Raw genomic sequence first — 17,412 nt, forward strand, 5'->3', positions numbered from 1 at the left:
AGGGGAGAGAGTTGAAAGAAGCGCTGTTAGAGCAGTTTCTTCATTACCTAGCGACTGAACGCCAGCTCTCTCCTCACACCCTCGATAATTACAGTCGCGATCTCATTAAGTTACTCGATTTTACTGAACAGCAAGCATTGGCTGAGTGGTCTTCGGTTGAAGTTAAGCATATTCGCCAGTATGTAGCGATGCTACATCGTAAAGATCTGGCTGGTAGCAGCATTCAGCGCTCTCTGTCAGCCATTCGCAGTTTCTATAATTTCCTCTCTCGAGAATCGGCAGTAGAGCAAAACCCTGCTGTAGCCGTGCAAGCGCCTAAATCACCTCGTAAGTTGCCCTCTACAATCGATGTGGATCAGATGGGAACGCTGCTCGAGGTGCCCGTAAGCGATAATATATCTGCTCGTGATGCTGCAATGATGGAGCTTATGTATTCTTCTGGACTGCGTGTATCAGAGCTGGTGGCAATAGATATGTATAGTTTAGATCTTTCCGAGGGAAGCTTAAGGGTCGTAGGTAAAGGCCGTAAAGAGCGTGAACTTCCTATAGGCCGGAAGGCACTTGAAGCCTTAGATCGGTGGCTCGATGTGCGTCATGAATTGGCCAACTATGATGAGAACGCGCTCTTTGTTAGTAAGCGAGGCAGCCGTATTAGTGTTCGCTCGGTGCAGCAACGGATGGATTATTGGGGTAAATATCTAGGCGTGAATGGTAAAGTTCACCCACATAGGCTACGCCATAGCTTTGCTAGCCATATGCTTGAATCTAGTAGTGACCTTCGTGCAGTTCAAGAGCTGCTGGGGCATGAAGATATATCTACAACACAAATCTACACTCATCTAGATTTCCAACATTTAATGAAAGTGTACGAAGGTGCTCACCCTCGTGCACGGAAAAAGAGTCAGAAATGATACGCTGCATTACCTTTGATTTAGACGATACCCTCTGGGCTGTCGACCCTGTCATCCAGCATGCAAACCAAACTATGTTTGCTTGGATATCTGAGCATGCACCGGCATTTTTACAGCATTACAAGTTGCATGATCTGGCCAGTTTGCGTCAGATCGTTTTAGAAGGCGTACCAGAAATTGCGTATAGCGTAACGCTGATTCGCATGGCACAGTTGAAGTATGGTCTGCAAAAAGCGGGTTATAGTGCGGATGAAGTAGAGGCCTTGGCGTCACAAGCTTTTGAGGTATTTATTCAAGCGCGCCAGGAAGTGGTGTTTTTTGAGCATGCACGTGAAGTGCTATTGGAGTTGAAGCAGCAAGGCTATCAGTTGGGTGCGTTGAGTAACGGTAATGCTGATATCCATAGAGTAGGTCTTGCAGACCTGATCGATTTCCAGTTTAAAGCAGACGATGTCGGGCAGATGAAACCGCACCCATTAATGTTCGAACAGATGTTAGAGCATACTCGGCTACGGCCAGAGCAGGTTATCCATGTGGGTGACAATCATGAGCATGATGTGGAAGGTGCAGCAGCTGTAGGGTTATGGACAATCTGGGTTAATCTGCAATCGGGTGATAAATCACCCAGTGCGTCTGCTCAGGTATCGAGTTTAAGTGAGTTGCCGGCGCGAGTCGCTGAAATTAATCAGCAAGCTCACAACCGTATCACTCTCTAGGTTAATTATTTAACCTTAAACTGGCCTACGATCTGTTGTAAGTAAGCCGCCTGTTTGGCTACTTCTTCACTCGCTTCAGCATTTTGGCCAACTTGTTCGCTGGCTACAGCGACAATCGTTTGGATCTGCTCAGCATTATTGTTGATGTCACCGGCTACGGCAGTTTGCTGTTCTACAGCAGCTGCTACCTGAGAGGTCATATCTACAATGTTGGTTGCGTCATTCATTATTTTATCTAGAGCTCCGATGCTGCTACCGGCTTCTTCTGCGCTTTGTGCACTGACTTCGACGCTACGCATCATTAAGTTGGATACTTGTCCTGTTTGCTGCTGTAGATCGTTGATCATGGTATCGATTTCGGTAGCAGATTCCTGACTTCGGCCAGCCAAGCCTCTGACCTCATCGGCAACCACTGAGAAACCACGGCCATGATCACCTGCACGTGCTGCTTCGATTGAAGCGTTAAGCGCAAGTAGGTTAGTTTGCTCTGCAATGCCTTTTATAACGTCTAGCACTGTGCCGATCTTCGTACCGTTCTCTTCTAATAGAGCGACAGCATTGGTGCTTTGGCTAGCACCTTCTGCAAGGTTGTTAATGTTTTCAATCGCATGGCTGATGATACGCTGGCCTTCTGCAGCGCTCTGTTGCGAATGATTCGCCGTTTGAGCGGTTAGCTCTGTGTTATGAGCGATCTCGCGCATAGCGCTTTCCATCTCTTGTACAGCAGCAGATACTTGAATAACTTGTGCTTTCTGATTCTCTAAACCTTGAGAGGTTTCTACAGCAATTGCGGAGACCTCTTCGGCCGCGGCGCTTAATTGTATAGAAGAGTTGTTTACCCGTTCCAATAGCCCTTGGAACTCTGACATCATACTGTTGAAACTGCGTCCCATATCACTCAATTCGTCATTGGCTTCAACTTTATAACGAACAGTCAGGTCTTTGTTTTCTTTAGCGTTCCCCATAACCTGCTGTAGGCTGCGTAAACGGGTAATAATATTGTTTGCAATCCAGAGAGCAATGGCGGAAACGATACCGGCAATCACGAGGGCTTTGATACTGGATAGTAGTTGGATAGAAGCTATTTCTGCTTCTAGGCGTTCTGTAATCTCTATTGCTTGTTCTTCGAGCAGGGTTTCTGATTTGTGGATCGATTTACGCATGTTACCCAGCAAGCCTTGCTTACTGTTAAGGCCTAGCTTCTCGTAGTTATCGATTAGAGTTAGGAATTTTGAGCGATAGGTGGCAAGTAGCTGCTGGGTTTCAGCCACATCATCTTGATTAAAAACTTCAGCTTCTAGGTCGTTATTCAGCTTCTCGAAATTAGATTCAAACTTCTTGCGGTATTTAAGGTCTTTACGAATAAGGAAGTCTTTCTCATTACGGCGCAGTTGCAGAATATCGGCTAATAGGTGGTAATTCTGTAACTCTTTTACTTTGCTTTCAGCACCATGTACGGCTTTTCGAAGTTCGCCTCGTAGACCTTCATTATGCGATAAGCCGATTTCCTGCTTCAATTTAACTAACTGGTGAAAGTTGTCGGCATAAGTATCAATTATAATGTGTAAATCTTTAGTTTTTTCGTGCGGTATACCAGCGTGGTCCAAGTGCTCTTCCAGAGTGGTTATTTCGGCTTGGAAGGAAGCAACAGTATCGTCAAAACGTTTTAGGTATTTGATATCGTCACGTGCTAGAAAGTCTTTTTCATGACGTCGTAGGGTGAGCATACTACTTTCAAGGTGACTTACCTCAGTTTCAGCGTCTTTTAAGCTGGAAACATTGGTGATCGCAAAATGTAGCATGCCGTACATTGATGCGATTGAAATGATAATGAACGCTATCAATGCCGTAAGTTTGAATTTTATTGTCATTTTTACTGCGCCTAGGAATAAAATTTGAGTGCTGACCTATCCCTGTCGGCAAAAAATCCAATTTCATTCTTAAAGTTAGTACAAATGATCTTGTTTGCGAACCGTAAAACTACTTAGTGCATAAAAAAAGCGAGTAAATTGTTTAAAAAACAACGGCCTTGCTCGGTTGGGCAAAGTTTATTGAGCTCTTTTATGAGTAGCTTTTGTTGTCGGGCTTTTATCAGTGATTGCTCGATTATCGATAGAGGTAACCCAGTTCGTTGCGTAAACAGTTCTGTAGGGACCCCATGATATAGCCTTAAGGCATTGAGCATAAATTCGAAAGGAAGCTCTTCTGGACTTATTTCAGTATCGCCAGTTAGTCGTGTTTCTGGATTCATATAGGCTTTAGGTTGTTTCTGTTTCCAGCGGCGAATGATTTTGTCTTGTTCTGGAAGTGTGATCTTGCCGTGAGCACCTGCACCAATGCCTAGATAGTCTCCAAATTTCCAATAATTCAAATTGTGTTTGGCTCGGCTGTCAATCGACTTCGCATAGGCAGAAATTTCATACTGGCTGTAACCTGCGGAGCGGATGAGAGCTTGCCCTTGTTCTTGGATATCCCACAAAGTGTCATCGATTGGGAGTAGCGGTGGGCGAGAGTGGAATTCTGTATTGGGCTCTATGGTTAGCTGATACCAAGATAGATGGTCCGGCTGTAATGCTATTGCTTGTTCTAAATCACTCAATGCTCCTTTTAGTGTCTGGTCAGGAAGGCCATGCATCAAATCTAGATTTAATTTAGGAAAGAGTTCACGCGCTAATGAGGCTGCTTTTATAGCATTGTCAGAACTATGTATTCGCCCGAGCTTTGCGAGATGCTGATTGTCAAAGCTTTGCACGCCGATAGAGAGTCGGTTGATCCCCGCATCTCGATATCCAACAAATTTATCTTGCTCGAAAGTGCCTGGGTTAGCTTCTAGGGTGATCTCGGCATCTTTATCCAGCGGGATAATATTGTGAATACCTTGCAGTAATACCTTGAAACTATCTGCAGAAAACAGACTGGGAGTGCCGCCGCCAATAAAGATTGTTTGTATGCTACGACCTTGTACGAGGTGCTTTTCGGACTCTAGGTCATCCAATAAACACTGGATATACTCCGCTTCAGGCAGTTCATCACGTTGAGCATGAGAATTAAAATCGCAATAAGGGCATTTGCGCACACACCACGGGATGTGTACGTAAAGAGATAGTGGTGGCAGCTGCAGGCTCATAAAAGGTTACTTCAAGTAAGGTTCGATACTTTGTTTTAGCAAGTGAACTGCTTGGCCGCGGTGGCTGAGTTTATTCTTTTGTTCAGACGCTAATTCAGCTGATGCTTTTTCTAGTTCAGGAATCCAGAACAGCGGGTCGTATCCAAAACCGTTGCTTCCGCTCGCTTGTTCGAGAATTGTTCCTTCCCAGCTACCCTGACAGATTAATGGGGTTGGATCATTTGCATGACGCATAAATACTAAAACACAGCGGAAACGAGCACTACGTTGTTCGCTAGGAATACCTTCAAGCTTTTCTAGAAGTAATTTATTGTTCTTGGCATCAGTTGCGCCTTCTCCAGAAAAGCGTGCTGAGTAAATGCCTGGGGCGCCTTGAAGGGCATCTACCTCTAGGCCTGAATCATCGGCTAGTGCAGGTAGTCCAGTAACTTCAGCAGCGTGGCGTGCTTTTAGAATGGCATTTTCAACAAAGCTTAGACCGGTCTCATCGGCATCGCTTACATTGAATTCAGATTGAGGTACGACTTCGACGCCAAGGTCTGCCAGAACTTGATTAAACTCTTTTAATTTGCCTTTGTTGCCACTGGCGAGCACAATTTTATTAATCATTCTTTTACCGCACCGAAAAATAAAAAAGACGCATGAGAATGCGCCTTTTTGTGAGTTGTTAGGGCTTACTCTTCGTAAAAGCGTTGTTCAAATTTTACAGTGTAAGCAGGTTTGTTAGGGTCTGGCTGCACTTCTAGAGATAGGCGCATAACTTGATCATCAGTAAAACCAAATTGACCTATGTAATAGATCGCATTGCCTTCATCGACTTTTTTAAAGTCGAGATTTTGCGATTGTTGAATCAAGCTTGTTGCTTTACCCTTTACAAACGCTGATACAGGTTTTTTATCGCCATTCTCTATTTTTAAAACCGATACATTGACCAGCGCACGACGCTTACTACGTTGGATACCAATAGCCTGAGCTACATCAGGCTTAATAAAAGTACTGTAGAAAGCGTTATAGTGGATCTCGTAGTTGTCATATTTTACAAACTGCTCAGCCAGAACGGGTTGGCTAATGAGTGTGATTGATGACAAAAATAAAGCTGATGCCCATTTGCTTAAGCGATTCATTATCTTCCTCACTTATTTTGTAATCCGGTAGATGGCAATTTCACCCAGCATGTTAGGCCAGAGATGGATCCACCACCGGTGTTGGTGTTCATTATCCACAACAGTACGATCCATGATGTAGATATTGCGTTCCACACAGAGTTGTTCAAAATCATTAAACGTACAGAAGTGTGTGTTGGGTGTGTTATACCAAGTATAGGGTAGGAACTTGGATACTGGCATCTTACCTCTGAACGCCAAATATCCACGCGCACGCCAGTGTCCGAAATTAGGGAAGGTGACGATACACTCTTTGCCTATACGTAGCATCTCATCAACGATTTGATCCGGACGCATCATAATTTGGATAGCCTGCGTCATGATGACCGTATCAAATGTATTGTCTTTGATAGAGGCAAGGCCTTCCTCAATATCTTTCTCTATTACGTTGACGCCTTTGCGGACACAATCCGTGATATTGTCTTGGCCGATTTCTAAACCGTAGCCGGTCGTGTTCTTCTCTGTTTCCAGATAGTGCAGTAATTCACCATCGCCACAACAAAGGTCAAGCACGCGCTTGCCAGGTTCTACCCAATCTTTGATTAGTTCTAAATCAGCGCGCATTAGCTTTTCTCCTCTGCTTTTAGTGCCACAGTATCCTGTTCAACTCGTTCCATATAAGCAGAAAAGATATCCAGATAACGAGGAATAGGGATTAGGAACGCATCGTGGCCCTGAGCAGCTTCAATTTCTGCATAGCTCACTTGTTTATCAGCTTCTACTAGCGCATCAACAATCTCGCGTGATCTCTCCGGGGAGAAGCGCCAGTCTGTAGTGAACGATATCACCATAAATTTGGCTTTTGCTTGTGCTAGCACTTCTGGAAGGTTTTTTCCGCTATCCACGGTTGGATCAAAGTAATCCAGCGCTTTAGTCATCAACAAGTATGTATTAGCGTCAAATGCTGTCGAGAAACGTTCGCCTTGATAGCGAAGGTAAGACTCAATTTCAAACTGAGGTGTGAAATCGTAGCTAATCTGCCCGGAACGAAGCTCGCGACCAAATTTATTGCGCATGCCATCGTCTGATAGATAAGTAATATGACCTAACATGCGTGCCAGCATTAGGCCGACTTTAGGTACTTCGTCTTTTTCGTAATAGTGGCCGTTATAGAACTGCGAGTCTTTGCTGATCGCTTGGCGAGCTACTTCGTTAAAGGCGATGTTCTGTGCTGATAACTTAGGTGCAGCAGCGATAACCATGCAGTGACGTAGGCGATCTGGATAATTGATCGACCACTGCAATGCTTGCATGCCACCCAAACTGCCACCAATCACGGCTGCAAACTGTTCGATACGGAAGCGATCAGCCAAACGCGCTTGGCTTTCGACCCAATCATTTACTGTTACAATCGGGAAGTCAGGGCCATAAGGTTTGCCGGTTTCAGGGTTGATTTGGTTTGGTCCACTAGAACCGTGGCAACCCCCTAGGTTATTTAGCGCGATTACAAAGAATTTATTGGTATCAATCGCTTTACCTGGGCCTATAGCGCTATCCCACCAGCCCGGTTTTTTATCATCCATGCTGTGATAACCCGCAACGTGGTGGTTACCAGATAGGGCATGACAGATCAAAATCGCATTTGAGCGATCGTCATTCAGCTCACCGTAGGTCTCGATGATTAGGTGGTATTTATCTAAAGTGCGGCCGCATTGGAGCTGTAAAGGCTCGTTAAATTCAATTATTTCAGGTGTAACAATTCCAACGGAATCTTCAGGAATAACAGCAGGCATTTCTAATCTCGACTCTAAAACAGCAATTTTCAAATTACACAACGAAACGGAGCGCTAGGTGCGCCAGAGGAGTCGAGCTTCACATCTCGTAGAAGATGAGTACGCGACCAAGAGAAATGAAAGTTGAATCTGTCACCTTAGGTATCTCAGTAAAATGCTCTAACAAGTTTATCAGGTTACCTTATTTTAACGAGTTTTTACGTCACAAGCTCGTCTTTGTCCGAACGATTAATGTAAAAACTCGCTATCAAACAATTAAATAGAGCAGAGCAAAGTGAAGCGCTCTGCTTTATTTGTTAGTAAACAAATCGGCCTAACTGTGATTGTATGATTGTGATCGCAAGGAAGATGAGGATCGGCGATAGATCTAAACCACCGATAGGTGGGATAACTTTCTGTGCGAGTTTAAACAAGGGCTGTGTGACCTGTTGGATCAATTGTGGACCAGGATGATAGCTGCCTGGAGCGACCCAACTGATAATGACTGAGCCTAATACCGCCCAAAAATAGATCTCTAGAATACCATTAACAACGCCCACAAGAGCCAGTACCAGAAGATGAACAATGTTGGGCATGTCCATTCCTGATACCATCACGATCAAAAATAGTGTCGCAAGCTTAACTATTGCGGCATAGAGCAATGCAGAAAAATCAAATTTGCCGATGCGAGGCACAGCGCGGCTGATCGCTACTACAGGTACATTCGTCAATTTGGCAATCGCTTGAGATATCGGATTGTAATAGTCGGCATGGGACAATTGTAAAAGGAAACGCAAGATAATAATGAACGCATACATTTCACCTAGCATGCGGATTATCAAAACGATTGGATCCTGTGCCATATCAATTCCTATGTCTTTGATCTGTTAGTAAAACAATTATAGTTAGGTTCAACTTTCACGCAGTATAGAGTGTAGCTGTGAGATGTTGAACCTTTGTTGAGCTACGTTATCAATCTTTACCTAGTTCTTCGGCCAGTTCTACGGAACGATCATTACATGCTTTCATTGCGTCATCAAAAAGCTCAGGAAGTTCGCCCCCGATAAAGCACTTGATTGCTTGCTCAGTGGTACCATTAGGTGAGGTTACTCGACGGCGAAGTTCAGCCGGGTCAAACTCACTCTCTTTAGCCATCTTAGCTGCCCCAAGCGCAGTCTGTAGCGTTAGTTGAGTGGCAGTCTCTTTTGAAAGGCCTAGTTTTTCGCCAGCAGTAATCATGGATTCCATGACAAGGAAATAATACGCGGGACCTGAGCCTGATACCGCTGTAACTGCATCAAGTTGCGATTCTTCGTCTACCCACAATGTAATGCCCGTAGCACTTAGCACCGTTTCCGATTGTTGGCGTTGTTCTGCAGAAACTTTAGCGTTGGCGTAAAGTCCACTAGCGCCAGTCTTTACCAATGCTGGGGTGTTTGGCATGCAACGAACAATCGCACTGTTTCCGCCTAACCATTTATCGATACTAGGAGTCATAATGCCAGCTGCAACTGAAACAATCAGTGGTTGTGAGCTTTGTACGCTATCCGCAATGGATACCGTTACGGTTTTTAAAATCTGTGGTTTAACTGCTAGAACCACAACATCAGCCGCTTGAACTGCTTCGTTGTTATTGGTAGTTGTTCTTAGACCTTGTTCTTTTAAATCGACAAGACGTTCAGCTTCAGGCTCGCTGGCCCAGATTTTTTCTGCTGGGTAGCCATTGCTGATTAGACCGCCAATGATAGCGCGGGCCATGTTGCCAGCACCGATAAACGCGAGAATAGGTTGGTTATTCACAATAGATCCTTACAAAAATTAGGCGGACTTAGGTGCCCGAGGGCCAAAAATGGCTGTGCCAATTCGAACAATCGTGGAGCCTTCTGCAATAGCAGCATCCATATCTCCAGACATGCCCATTGATAGTGTATCTAGTTGAGGGTGCTTTGCCTGTAATTCAAGCTGTAGCGCTTTCATTTTTGCAAATGCAGCTTGTTGTTCCTTTGGATCCTGAGTCGCTTTAGGAATTGCCATTAAACCGCGGATGCAGATGTTGGGTAGTTTGCTAATTTCGTCAACCAACGTTGTGAGCTCATCAGGTAGGCAGCCCGATTTACTTTCCTCGTTACTGATATTGACTTGAATACAAACATTCAGAGGTTCCAGTTCTGTAGGGCGCTGTTCGGAGAGCCTTTTCGCAATCTTTAGGCGATCTAAGGTGTGCAGCCAATCAAAGTTTTCTGCGACTGCGCGGGTTTTATTGGATTGCAGGGGACCAATAAAGTGCCAGATCAACTGTAGTTCTTTTAACTCGTTAATCTTCTCTATACTTTCCTGTAAGTAGTTTTCGCCAAAATGCACCTGACCTTCGTTTGCAGCAATACGAATATCGTCCGCAGGGCGTGTTTTACTGACAGCTAACAGGGTGATGTCTGTAGTGTTTCGTCCATTGATAGAGGCAGAACAAGCTATCTCAGAACGAACCTTCTTCAGATTCTCTGCTATGATTGACATATATTTGTGACCTTAGCAATTGGATTGCAACGGGGATTCTGCTAGAACTACCTTATAACTATATAACGCAGTGCCGGGTTACAGGAACGTTATGGATATTACCGAACTTTTATCATTTACCGTACAACAAGGTGCATCTGACTTGCATATATCTGCAGGTATGCCTCCTATTATTCGTGTGGACGGTGATGTGCGTCGCATAAAGCTGCCTTCATTGGATCATAAGCAGGTCCACACACTCGTATATGACATCATGAACGATAAACAACGTAAAGAGTACGAAGATGTACTCGAAACGGATTTTTCGTTCGAAGTGCCTGGTTTAGCGCGTTTTCGTGTCAATGCGTTTAACCAGAACCGTGGTGCCGGTGCTGTTTTTCGTACGATTCCGAGCAAGGTGTTGACCCTAGATGATCTTGATATGGGTAAGGTTTTTCAGGATCTATCTGAAAAACCGCGTGGATTGGTACTTGTAACGGGGCCAACGGGTTCCGGTAAAAGTACCACCTTGGCTGCAATGATTGATTACATCAATGATACTCGTGCAGATCATATTCTTACGATCGAAGATCCAATCGAATTCGTGCATGAAAGTAAGAAATGTTTGGTTAACCAGCGTGAAGTTCATCGAGACACCCATAGCTTTTCACATGCGCTTCGTTCGGCATTGCGTGAAGACCCGGATATTATTCTTGTAGGTGAGATGCGAGATCTAGAAACCATCCGCCTTGCATTGACTGCAGCAGAAACTGGCCATTTAGTATTTGGTACATTGCATACCACTTCAGCAGCAAAAACTATTGACCGTGTGATTGACGTATTCCCAGCGGCTGAGAAGGATATGGTGAGATCCATGCTTTCAGAATCACTGATGGGCGTTATATCGCAAACACTGTTGAAAAAGCCGAAAGGCGGACGAGTTGCTGCTCATGAAATTATGATCGGTACCCCAGCTATTCGTAACCTTATCCGCGAGGATAAAGTGGCACAAATGTATTCAGCGATCCAGACGGGTGCAGCATTTGGTATGAAAACCTTGGATCAATCTCTACAAGAGTTGATGCAGAAAGGACTAATCTCTCGCGAGACAGCGCGTGAGCGAGCAGCAAACCCACAACAGTTCTAATTGGGCTTAGGAGACAAACGGCGTGGATTTTACGCAGCTACTAAAGGTTATGGTAGAGAGGGATGCATCTGACCTTTTTGTTACGGCCGGTGCAAGGCCTACGATTAAAGTTGACGGTACTTTGAAGCCGTTAACAAAAGACACACTCAAGCCTTCCCAGGCGCGGGCGCTTGTTTACAGTACCATGAATGATAAACAGCTTGCTGAGTTTGAAGGATCACATGAGTGTAACTTTGCGATTAGTGCACCAGGTCTAGGTCGTTTCCGTGTGTCTGCATTCTTTCAGCGTAACTCAGCGGGGATGGTATTAAGGAAGATTAATAACTACATCCCGAGTTTAGAAGAACTCAACTTGCCACCAATCCTTCGTGATTTGTCGATGACAAAGCGCGGCTTGATCTTATTTGTGGGTGGTACATCCACGGGTAAATCGACCTCTTTGGCGTCGATGATTGATTACCGTAATACCAATCATCGTGGTCATATCATTACCATCGAAGACCCGATTGAGTATATCCACGAGCATAAGCAAAGTATCATCACCCAGCGTGAAGTAGGTATCGATACAGACTCGTTTGATGTGGCGTTGAAAAATACGCTTCGTCAGGCACCTGATGTAATTTTGATGGGTGAGATCCGTACTCGAGAAACGATGCAGCACGGTATCGTATTTGCCGAAACGGGCCACTTAACTTTGGCGACATTGCACGCTAATAATGCTAACCAAGCATTGGATCGAGTAATCAGCTTCTTCCCACCTGAGCACCATGATCAGCTGTGGATGGATCTGTCACTGAACTTGAAAGCTATCATAGCGCAGCAGCTTTTGCCGACCAAAGATGGGAAAGGTCGTCGTGCAGCGATCGAGGTGTTGATTAATACACCACTGATTCAGGATCTTATCCGTAAGGGTGAAGTTCATGAGATCAAAGATGTAGTTAAGAAATCGACTAACTTAGGGATGCAGACGTTCGATCAGTCCCTGTTTACTCTCTATAAAGATGGCGTGATTACCTACGATGTAGCCTTAGCCCATGCGGATTCACCAAACGATCTCCGCCTAATGATTAAGCTGAGTGCTGATACGAATCCAGAATTGGCGCCGGACGAAGATAATCAGTCTTTCTATCTACAGGATGAAGAGGATTACCTACATAACGAAGGCGATGCTAACGTTAAGGGGATGTAATCTAGGGATTGGTTTGATTTAAAGAAAAATGCTGGAAAGAAAAAAGCCGCGATATTATATCGCGGCTTTTTTGTCGTTTAGGCGTTATATACTACTTGGCCTTGGAACAGTGTATGGGACACTTTACCTTTTAGGGGGTAGTTCATGAACGGTGTATTCTTCCCTCTAGAATGGCATGTCTCAGGCGTGAGTTGCCATTCGGTCTCGGGATTGAAAATACAGATGTTCGCAACACTACCAACGTTCAGATTACCTGTTGGTAAGCCTAAGATATCAGCAGGGGCTGTGGTTAGTTTTTCAATCAGTTGAGGCAGATCTAACATGTTCTGTTCAACTAGCAACAGGCCTAAAGGCAGTAATGTTTCCAAACCGATCATACCCGGCTCAGTATCTGCAAATGGTGCCTCTTTCGCGGCACGTTCATGCGGCTGGTGGTCAGAACAGATCGCCTGAATGCTTCCGCCTAACAATCCCTGAATTAGACCTGCTCGATCTAGTTGACTACGCAAAGGTGGGATCATGTGGAAGTCATTGTTAAACCCGTTCACATTTTCATCAGTGAGTAGCAGATTCTGGATTGAGACATCTGCTGTTACCGGAAGGCCCCTTTCTCGAGCTTCAGTAATCATACGAACAGAGCGCTCGCAGGATAGCTGACCAAAGTGCGCGCGAACGCCTGTCTGCTCGACTAAAAGTAGGTTTCGAGATACATCGATGGTTTCCGCTGACTCTGGGATGCCGTTCAGACCTAATCGAGTACAGGTACTACCTTCATGCATGCAGCCGCCTTTAGCTAGGGCGTTGTCTTCAGCTTGGAAAATTACGAGTAGATCATGGGTAGCGGCATATTCTAGGCAACGAGTTAGGGTAAGCGAGTCAGCTACCGGATTGCGTGTATTGGTAAATGCAATACAACCTGCTGCTGAAAGTGCTGCCATAGGTGCAAGCTGCTCGCCCTGTAAGCCTTTAGTAAGTGCTCCCATAGGTAAAATTTGCATTTTACCTTCTTCTTTACAGCGATCTTGAATCAGTTGAGCCACTGCACGGGTATCTATTACAGGGTTGGTAGAAGGTGGTGTCACTATTGTGGTTACACCGCCTGCAACGGCTGCGGCTGCTTCTGTTTTTATTGAACCTTTCTGCGCTGGGCCCGGCTCACGAGTATGAGCGCATAGGTCGATTAAGCCGGGGCAAACAATTTGGTTTTCAGCATTAATTGTTTGCTCAGCTTCGAAACCTGTTGGGGCTGAATCGTAAGCTGCAATTTCACCATCGACTAAGTACAGGTCAGCAACTCTGTCAGTTTGGTTTGCAGGGTCAATTATACGACCGCCTTGAATAAGAATGTTCATGGTCGTTACTCTCCTGCTTCCAACTGGCTAGGGCGGCTTTTGGCTTGGCCACTCATTGCCATAGACATGACGGCCATGCGCACGGCAATACCGTTTGTAACCTGATCTAAAATAAGGGAGCGTTCTCCGTCTGCTACCGATGATGCTATCTCTACACCACGGTTAATCGGACCAGGGTGCATAACGACTGCATCAGGTTTTGCTAGTTGCAGTTTATCCATTGTAAGACCATAAAGCTTATAGAACTCGCTTTCGCTTGGCAGAAGAGCGCTGTTCATACGCTCTTTCTGAAGGCGCAGCATCATTACTACATCAACGTCTTTGATGCCTTCTTGCATATTGGTAAATACCTTCACCCCTAAGGCTTCTATATTGCGAGGTAAAAGTGTATTTGGTGCAATAACGCGGATCTCATTAACACCTAAGGTACGTAAGGCGTGGATCTGAGAGCGAGCAACGCGGGAATGTAAAATATCCCCAACAATCGCCACGGTTAATGGTGCAAAATCCCCTTTTGCCTGGCGTATGGTTAGCATATCCAACATAGCTTGTGTTGGATGTGCGTGACGACCGTCCCCAGCGTTGATAACGGCAACATCTGGGGTAACGTGTTCAGCAATAAAGTGAGCTGCACCACTGCTTGAATGACGAACAACAAACATATCTGAATGCATTGCGTGAAGCGTCATGAGCGTATCTTTTAGAGTCTCGCCTTTCGAGGTAGAGGAGGTGCTGATATTTAAGTTCAATACATCAGCTGAAAGGCGTTTAGCTGCTAGCTCAAAGGTTGAAAGGGTACGGGTGCTGGCTTCAAAAAACAGGTTTACGACCGTTTTTCCTCTTAACAGAGGAACCTTCTTAACCTGTTTAGCACTCATGTCTACAAAAGAGTCTGCGGTATCTAAAATCTCAGTTAGTAACTCACGAGATAGCCCTTCTGTAGTAATAAAGTGCTTTAGTTCACCTTCACCTGTGAGTTGAATCTGATTCGGATTATTTTGTTCAAACATGATAAATACTCAGTCGTCAGAACGATTTCGGATTTCCAGAGCTAAAGGTTCTGGGCCGGTAAGTTTTACTGCTTGGTCGGAGCTGATGGCTAATGTGCCGCCAATTATATCTGCTTGTATCGGTAACTCGCGCTGTTGTAGGTCAAGCAGTGTCGCAAGAGTGATGGACGCAGGACGGCCGTAGTCAAATAGCTCATTCATGGCTGCACGAATCGTTCGACCACTCATGATGACGTCGTCTACAAGAATAACGTGACGCCCTTCTGTGGTGCAGGGTAGCTTGGATGGTTGAACTTTAGGGTTTAAACCGCTGGTGTCAAAGTCATCTCGATGAAAAGAGATATCTAGAACCCCTAAAGGACTGTCTAAATCTAATGCTTGGTGTAAGCGTTCTGCTAACCATACCCCGCCCGTATGAATGCCGATCATCAATGGGTCAGGCTTATCATTTTTGGACAGCAATGCCTGTAGCTCCTGTTGCATTTTTTCCAGCAGGGCTTCGGCATTAAGTACGTTTGTTGTCATAAACTTCCTCCAATCGGGTATGGCTAGGAATTCTAATGTCGCAATTAAACCAGCTTTCTAAAATGAGCTGGGCTGCAAGGCCATCGACTGACTCTTTCTTAAAATTATCACTGCCGCCCGCTGCAAAATGAATCTCTTTAGCTTCGGCCGTCGATAAACGTTCGTCCATCAGGAAACAGGGGGTTTTATACCGTTCATGTAATCGGTTGGCAAACTTCCTAGCTCTATGCGCCATCTCACTGATGGTGCCGTCAAAGTTAAGCGGAATGCCGACAACCAAAGCGTCGGGTTTCCATTCATCCATGAGCTTGGATATATCATCCCAATTAGGTTGTCCATCGCGGGCAGAAAAAGGAGGGAGTGGTGTGGCCGTGCCAGTAATACTTTGACCGGTAGCAACCCCTATGCGGGATGTTCCAAAGTCAAATGCCAAAACTTGATTGATCTGATTACTCATGCCTGTGTCAGAGCCTTATATCCCAAACGGACATAGTGCCTGACGTAAATTTATCAGGCGTGTCCGGGTAGGGCGGTTAGTAGATCAAGGTTAATGCCCAATATTGATGCGGCTGCCTGTAAACGATCACCAGCCGGAGTGCTGAAGAGTATATCCGAATTTGCAGGACAGCTTAACCAAACATTGTCGCTCATCTCCTGTTCTAGCTGTCCAGGGCTCCAGCCTGCGCATCCTAAAGCGACTAAGTAATTATGTTCAAAACGTCCTTCGGCTGCGGCTTCTATAGCGTCGATAGAGGTTGTGAGGTAAATATCATCTGCTACACAGTGACTATTACCCCATTCGAAAGGGTCCGATGCCTTGTGAAGGACGTAGCCTCGGTCACTTCTGACAGGGCCTCCACTGAAAATAGCTTGCTGCTGATTAGCGATAGAAGAGCAAGGGAGGTTTAGGTGGTCACATAGCTCAACCAGCGTGATACCTACTGGACGGTTAATAACAATCCCCATAGCGCCATAATCGCTATGGTCACAAATATAAGTAACTGTTTGAGTGAAGCTTTGGTCATTCAAATGAGGCATGGATATAAGAAAATGGTTGCGTAACGAACAGCTCGATGAGGTCATAATTACTGGCCCATTTTTTATCTACGTTATTTAAGAATTAGTCCAAATAGGCGCGTTTCTCAAATTTCCAAGTACGAATAATCTCTAGGATATCCGTACTTTTTCTCATCTCTACAGGGAATGGTTGAAAGGGTGCTGCAAGCCTAACAATCTGAATAGCGGCATCATCAAGAATAGGTTTGCCAGAGGATTCCAGTATATCGATTGTTTTTACTGAACCATCGGGTTTGATTGAAACGAGTAAGCGCAAGCTGCCATACATCTTGTTTCTTCGAGCTTCTTCTGGGTAGTTAAGATTACCTATGTTCTCAATTTTTTTGCGCCAGTTATGAAGATAGAGAGCGTCTTCTCGTTTTTTAGTTGAGGCTGAAGTCAGGCGTTTGATGCGAGGTTGCTTTGCTCTCATTTCACGATGAGCATCAATCTCCGCTTGTAAGCTGGCCATCTCCAAACTTCTCGCTAGTAGGGAGGTGCCGGGTGAGCCGCCGGACGGTGCTTTCTGTTGTTGCTTAGCAGCTTTTGTGGCTACTTTCTTTGTGTTTTGCTTAGTTGTGACTACCTTTTGTTTCGTTTTTTTAGCCGTACTATTGTCTGATTTTGTCTTTGCTTTAACAGCTGCTGCACTTGGTTCAGGTTTAGGAGGGGTTGGTTCAATTGCCTGTGCTATAGCTGTAGCTTGCCTCGGCTTGTTATCCCTAAATTCTGCTTTTTGAGGAGTGGATGGAAGCAGCTTGTCTTGGCTTGTACCGCTGCCTTCTTGGTTTGCTTGAGCAATAAAATCGGCCTGTTTTGGGGCTGTTTCTTGTTGGTATTGAGCTAAAGTGATCTCAATCGTTTTTTGGGGAGGACGTTCGTTATTGAATGTGAACGTTATCCCCAAAATCGCCACTGCATGTAGCGCAGTGGCGAAAAATAACGTAAAACCGAAACGTTCAACCGCGGTCACTGTTTGGGCTACAGCGGTGCTCACTTGGTTGGATCCTT

General features: G+C 45.1%; 19 protein-coding genes. 4 read left to right on the top strand and 15 right to left on the bottom strand.

Going from position 1 to position 17,412, the window contains the following annotated elements; translation table 11 throughout:
• Window positions 1-11: 11 nt before the first annotated feature.
• Together xerC and ACMXYV_RS01380 are read left to right on the top strand one after the other, a co-directional pair.
• Window positions 12-911 (top strand): tyrosine recombinase XerC, encoded by a 900-nt coding sequence (xerC, locus tag ACMXYV_RS01375; protein WP_415889993.1) that lies wholly within the window; start codon window positions 12-14, stop codon window positions 909-911.
• A complete protein-coding gene (locus ACMXYV_RS01380) occupies window positions 908-1,627 on the top strand; it encodes an HAD family hydrolase (RefSeq protein WP_415889994.1) in 720 nt (239 codons plus the stop codon). The genes xerC and ACMXYV_RS01380 overlap by 4 nt, the downstream gene beginning before the upstream one ends.
• A 5-nt stretch (window positions 1,628-1,632) precedes the next feature.
• Here ACMXYV_RS01380 and ACMXYV_RS01385 read toward each other — a convergent pair whose 3' ends face one another.
• The 9 genes from ACMXYV_RS01385 to ACMXYV_RS01425 form a co-directional block, all read right to left on the bottom strand.
• Window positions 1,633-3,498, bottom strand: coding sequence for a methyl-accepting chemotaxis protein (locus ACMXYV_RS01385; protein ID WP_415889995.1), 1,866 nt, complete (start codon window positions 3,496-3,498; stop codon window positions 1,633-1,635).
• Window positions 3,499-3,611: 113 nt separating this feature from the next.
• Entirely contained in the window at window positions 3,612-4,754 is a 1,143-nt protein-coding gene (gene hemW, locus ACMXYV_RS01390; protein ID WP_415889996.1) for a radical SAM family heme chaperone HemW, read from the bottom strand.
• A 6-nt stretch (window positions 4,755-4,760) separates the two neighbouring features.
• Window positions 4,761-5,363 carry an XTP/dITP diphosphatase gene (locus ACMXYV_RS01395; RefSeq protein ID WP_415889998.1) on the bottom strand — a complete coding sequence of 201 codons (603 nt, stop codon included), beginning with the start codon at window positions 5,361-5,363 and terminating at the stop codon, window positions 4,761-4,763.
• Window positions 5,364-5,428: 65 nt separating this feature from the next.
• A complete protein-coding gene (locus ACMXYV_RS01400; protein WP_415889999.1) occupies window positions 5,429-5,878 on the bottom strand; it encodes a DUF4426 domain-containing protein in 450 nt (149 codons plus the stop codon).
• A gap of 12 nt (window positions 5,879-5,890) precedes the next feature.
• The gene (metW, locus tag ACMXYV_RS01405) at window positions 5,891-6,481 is read right to left on the bottom strand and encodes a methionine biosynthesis protein MetW (RefSeq protein WP_415890000.1); all 591 of its coding nucleotides are present in this window, start codon (window positions 6,479-6,481) and stop codon (window positions 5,891-5,893) included.
• Entirely contained in the window at window positions 6,481-7,650 is a 1,170-nt protein-coding gene (gene metX, locus ACMXYV_RS01410; RefSeq protein ID WP_415890001.1) for a homoserine O-succinyltransferase MetX, read from the bottom strand. The genes metW and metX overlap by 1 nt, the downstream gene beginning before the upstream one ends.
• A 296-nt stretch (window positions 7,651-7,946) precedes the next feature.
• Complete coding sequence (locus ACMXYV_RS01415; protein ID WP_415890002.1) at window positions 7,947-8,492, bottom strand: YggT family protein; 546 nt, start codon at window positions 8,490-8,492, stop codon at window positions 7,947-7,949.
• Between the two features lie 109 nt (window positions 8,493-8,601).
• Window positions 8,602-9,429: a pyrroline-5-carboxylate reductase gene (proC, locus tag ACMXYV_RS01420; protein WP_415890003.1), complete on the bottom strand. Its 828-nt coding sequence runs from the start codon at window positions 9,427-9,429 to the stop codon at window positions 8,602-8,604.
• A gap of 18 nt (window positions 9,430-9,447) precedes the next feature.
• Window positions 9,448-10,143 (bottom strand): YggS family pyridoxal phosphate-dependent enzyme, encoded by a 696-nt coding sequence (locus tag ACMXYV_RS01425; RefSeq protein WP_415890004.1) that lies wholly within the window; start codon window positions 10,141-10,143, stop codon window positions 9,448-9,450.
• A gap of 91 nt (window positions 10,144-10,234) precedes the next feature.
• Here ACMXYV_RS01425 and ACMXYV_RS01430 point away from each other — a divergent pair, with 91 nt between their 5' ends.
• Together ACMXYV_RS01430 and ACMXYV_RS01435 are read left to right on the top strand one after the other, a co-directional pair.
• Window positions 10,235-11,269 carry a type IV pilus twitching motility protein PilT gene (locus ACMXYV_RS01430; RefSeq protein WP_415890005.1) on the top strand — a complete coding sequence of 345 codons (1,035 nt, stop codon included), beginning with the start codon at window positions 10,235-10,237 and terminating at the stop codon, window positions 11,267-11,269.
• Window positions 11,270-11,291: 22 nt separating this feature from the next.
• Complete coding sequence (locus ACMXYV_RS01435) at window positions 11,292-12,458, top strand: PilT/PilU family type 4a pilus ATPase (protein ID WP_415890006.1); 1,167 nt, start codon at window positions 11,292-11,294, stop codon at window positions 12,456-12,458.
• A gap of 77 nt (window positions 12,459-12,535) precedes the next feature.
• On the opposite strand, the gene ACMXYV_RS01440 is transcribed toward ACMXYV_RS01435, so the two are convergent.
• Genes ACMXYV_RS01440 through ACMXYV_RS01465 form a run of 6 tightly spaced genes read right to left on the bottom strand, consistent with a single transcriptional unit; the run spans window position 12,536 to window position 17,398 of the window.
• Entirely contained in the window at window positions 12,536-13,810 is a 1,275-nt protein-coding gene (locus ACMXYV_RS01440; RefSeq protein ID WP_415890008.1) for a dihydroorotase, read from the bottom strand.
• A 5-nt stretch (window positions 13,811-13,815) separates the two neighbouring features.
• The gene (locus ACMXYV_RS01445) at window positions 13,816-14,820 is read right to left on the bottom strand and encodes an aspartate carbamoyltransferase catalytic subunit (protein WP_415890009.1); all 1,005 of its coding nucleotides are present in this window, start codon (window positions 14,818-14,820) and stop codon (window positions 13,816-13,818) included.
• 9 nt (window positions 14,821-14,829) lie between these two features.
• Entirely contained in the window at window positions 14,830-15,345 is a 516-nt protein-coding gene (pyrR, locus tag ACMXYV_RS01450) for a bifunctional pyr operon transcriptional regulator/uracil phosphoribosyltransferase PyrR (protein WP_415890011.1), read from the bottom strand.
• Window positions 15,326-15,802, bottom strand: coding sequence for a Holliday junction resolvase RuvX (ruvX, locus tag ACMXYV_RS01455; RefSeq protein WP_415890012.1), 477 nt, complete (start codon window positions 15,800-15,802; stop codon window positions 15,326-15,328). Before ruvX ends, pyrR begins: the two co-directional genes overlap by 20 nt.
• Window positions 15,803-15,855: 53 nt before the next feature.
• Window positions 15,856-16,428, bottom strand: a complete 573-nt coding sequence (locus tag ACMXYV_RS01460) for a YqgE/AlgH family protein (protein WP_415890013.1) — start codon at window positions 16,426-16,428, stop codon at window positions 15,856-15,858.
• Between the two features lie 37 nt (window positions 16,429-16,465).
• Window positions 16,466-17,398: a TonB family protein gene (locus ACMXYV_RS01465; protein WP_415890014.1), complete on the bottom strand. Its 933-nt coding sequence runs from the start codon at window positions 17,396-17,398 to the stop codon at window positions 16,466-16,468.
• Window positions 17,399-17,412: the final 14 nt, after the last annotated feature.

The organism is Neptuniibacter sp. SY11_33, from assembly GCF_047778025.1.
Classification (GTDB): Bacteria; Pseudomonadota; Gammaproteobacteria; order Pseudomonadales; family Balneatricaceae; genus Neptuniibacter.

Bases quoted from the DNA above. Each gene is read 5' to 3' on its own strand.
- ACMXYV_RS01380 (WP_415889994.1), top strand. From the start codon at position 908: ATGATACGCTGCATTACCTTTGATTTAGACGATACCCTCTGGGCTGTC.
- ACMXYV_RS01385 (WP_415889995.1), bottom strand. From the start codon at position 3,498: ATGACAATAAAATTCAAACTTACGGCATTGATAGCGTTCATTATCATT.
- hemW (WP_415889996.1), bottom strand. From the start codon at position 4,754: ATGAGCCTGCAGCTGCCACCACTATCTCTTTACGTACACATCCCGTGG.
- ACMXYV_RS01395 (WP_415889998.1), bottom strand. From the start codon at position 5,363: ATGATTAATAAAATTGTGCTCGCCAGTGGCAACAAAGGCAAATTAAAA.
- ACMXYV_RS01400 (WP_415889999.1), bottom strand. From the start codon at position 5,878: ATGAATCGCTTAAGCAAATGGGCATCAGCTTTATTTTTGTCATCAATC.
- metW (WP_415890000.1), bottom strand. From the start codon at position 6,481: ATGCGCGCTGATTTAGAACTAATCAAAGATTGGGTAGAACCTGGCAAG.
- metX (WP_415890001.1), bottom strand. From the start codon at position 7,650: ATGCCTGCTGTTATTCCTGAAGATTCCGTTGGAATTGTTACACCTGAA.
- ACMXYV_RS01415 (WP_415890002.1), bottom strand. From the start codon at position 8,492: ATGGCACAGGATCCAATCGTTTTGATAATCCGCATGCTAGGTGAAATG.
- ACMXYV_RS01425 (WP_415890004.1), bottom strand. From the start codon at position 10,143: ATGTCAATCATAGCAGAGAATCTGAAGAAGGTTCGTTCTGAGATAGCT.
- ACMXYV_RS01430 (WP_415890005.1), top strand. From the start codon at position 10,235: ATGGATATTACCGAACTTTTATCATTTACCGTACAACAAGGTGCATCT.
- ACMXYV_RS01440 (WP_415890008.1), bottom strand. From the start codon at position 13,810: ATGAACATTCTTATTCAAGGCGGTCGTATAATTGACCCTGCAAACCAA.
- ACMXYV_RS01445 (WP_415890009.1), bottom strand. From the start codon at position 14,820: ATGTTTGAACAAAATAATCCGAATCAGATTCAACTCACAGGTGAAGGT.
- pyrR (WP_415890011.1), bottom strand. From the start codon at position 15,345: ATGACAACAAACGTACTTAATGCCGAAGCCCTGCTGGAAAAAATGCAA.
- ruvX (WP_415890012.1), bottom strand. From the start codon at position 15,802: ATGAGTAATCAGATCAATCAAGTTTTGGCATTTGACTTTGGAACATCC.
- ACMXYV_RS01460 (WP_415890013.1), bottom strand. From the start codon at position 16,428: ATGACCTCATCGAGCTGTTCGTTACGCAACCATTTTCTTATATCCATG.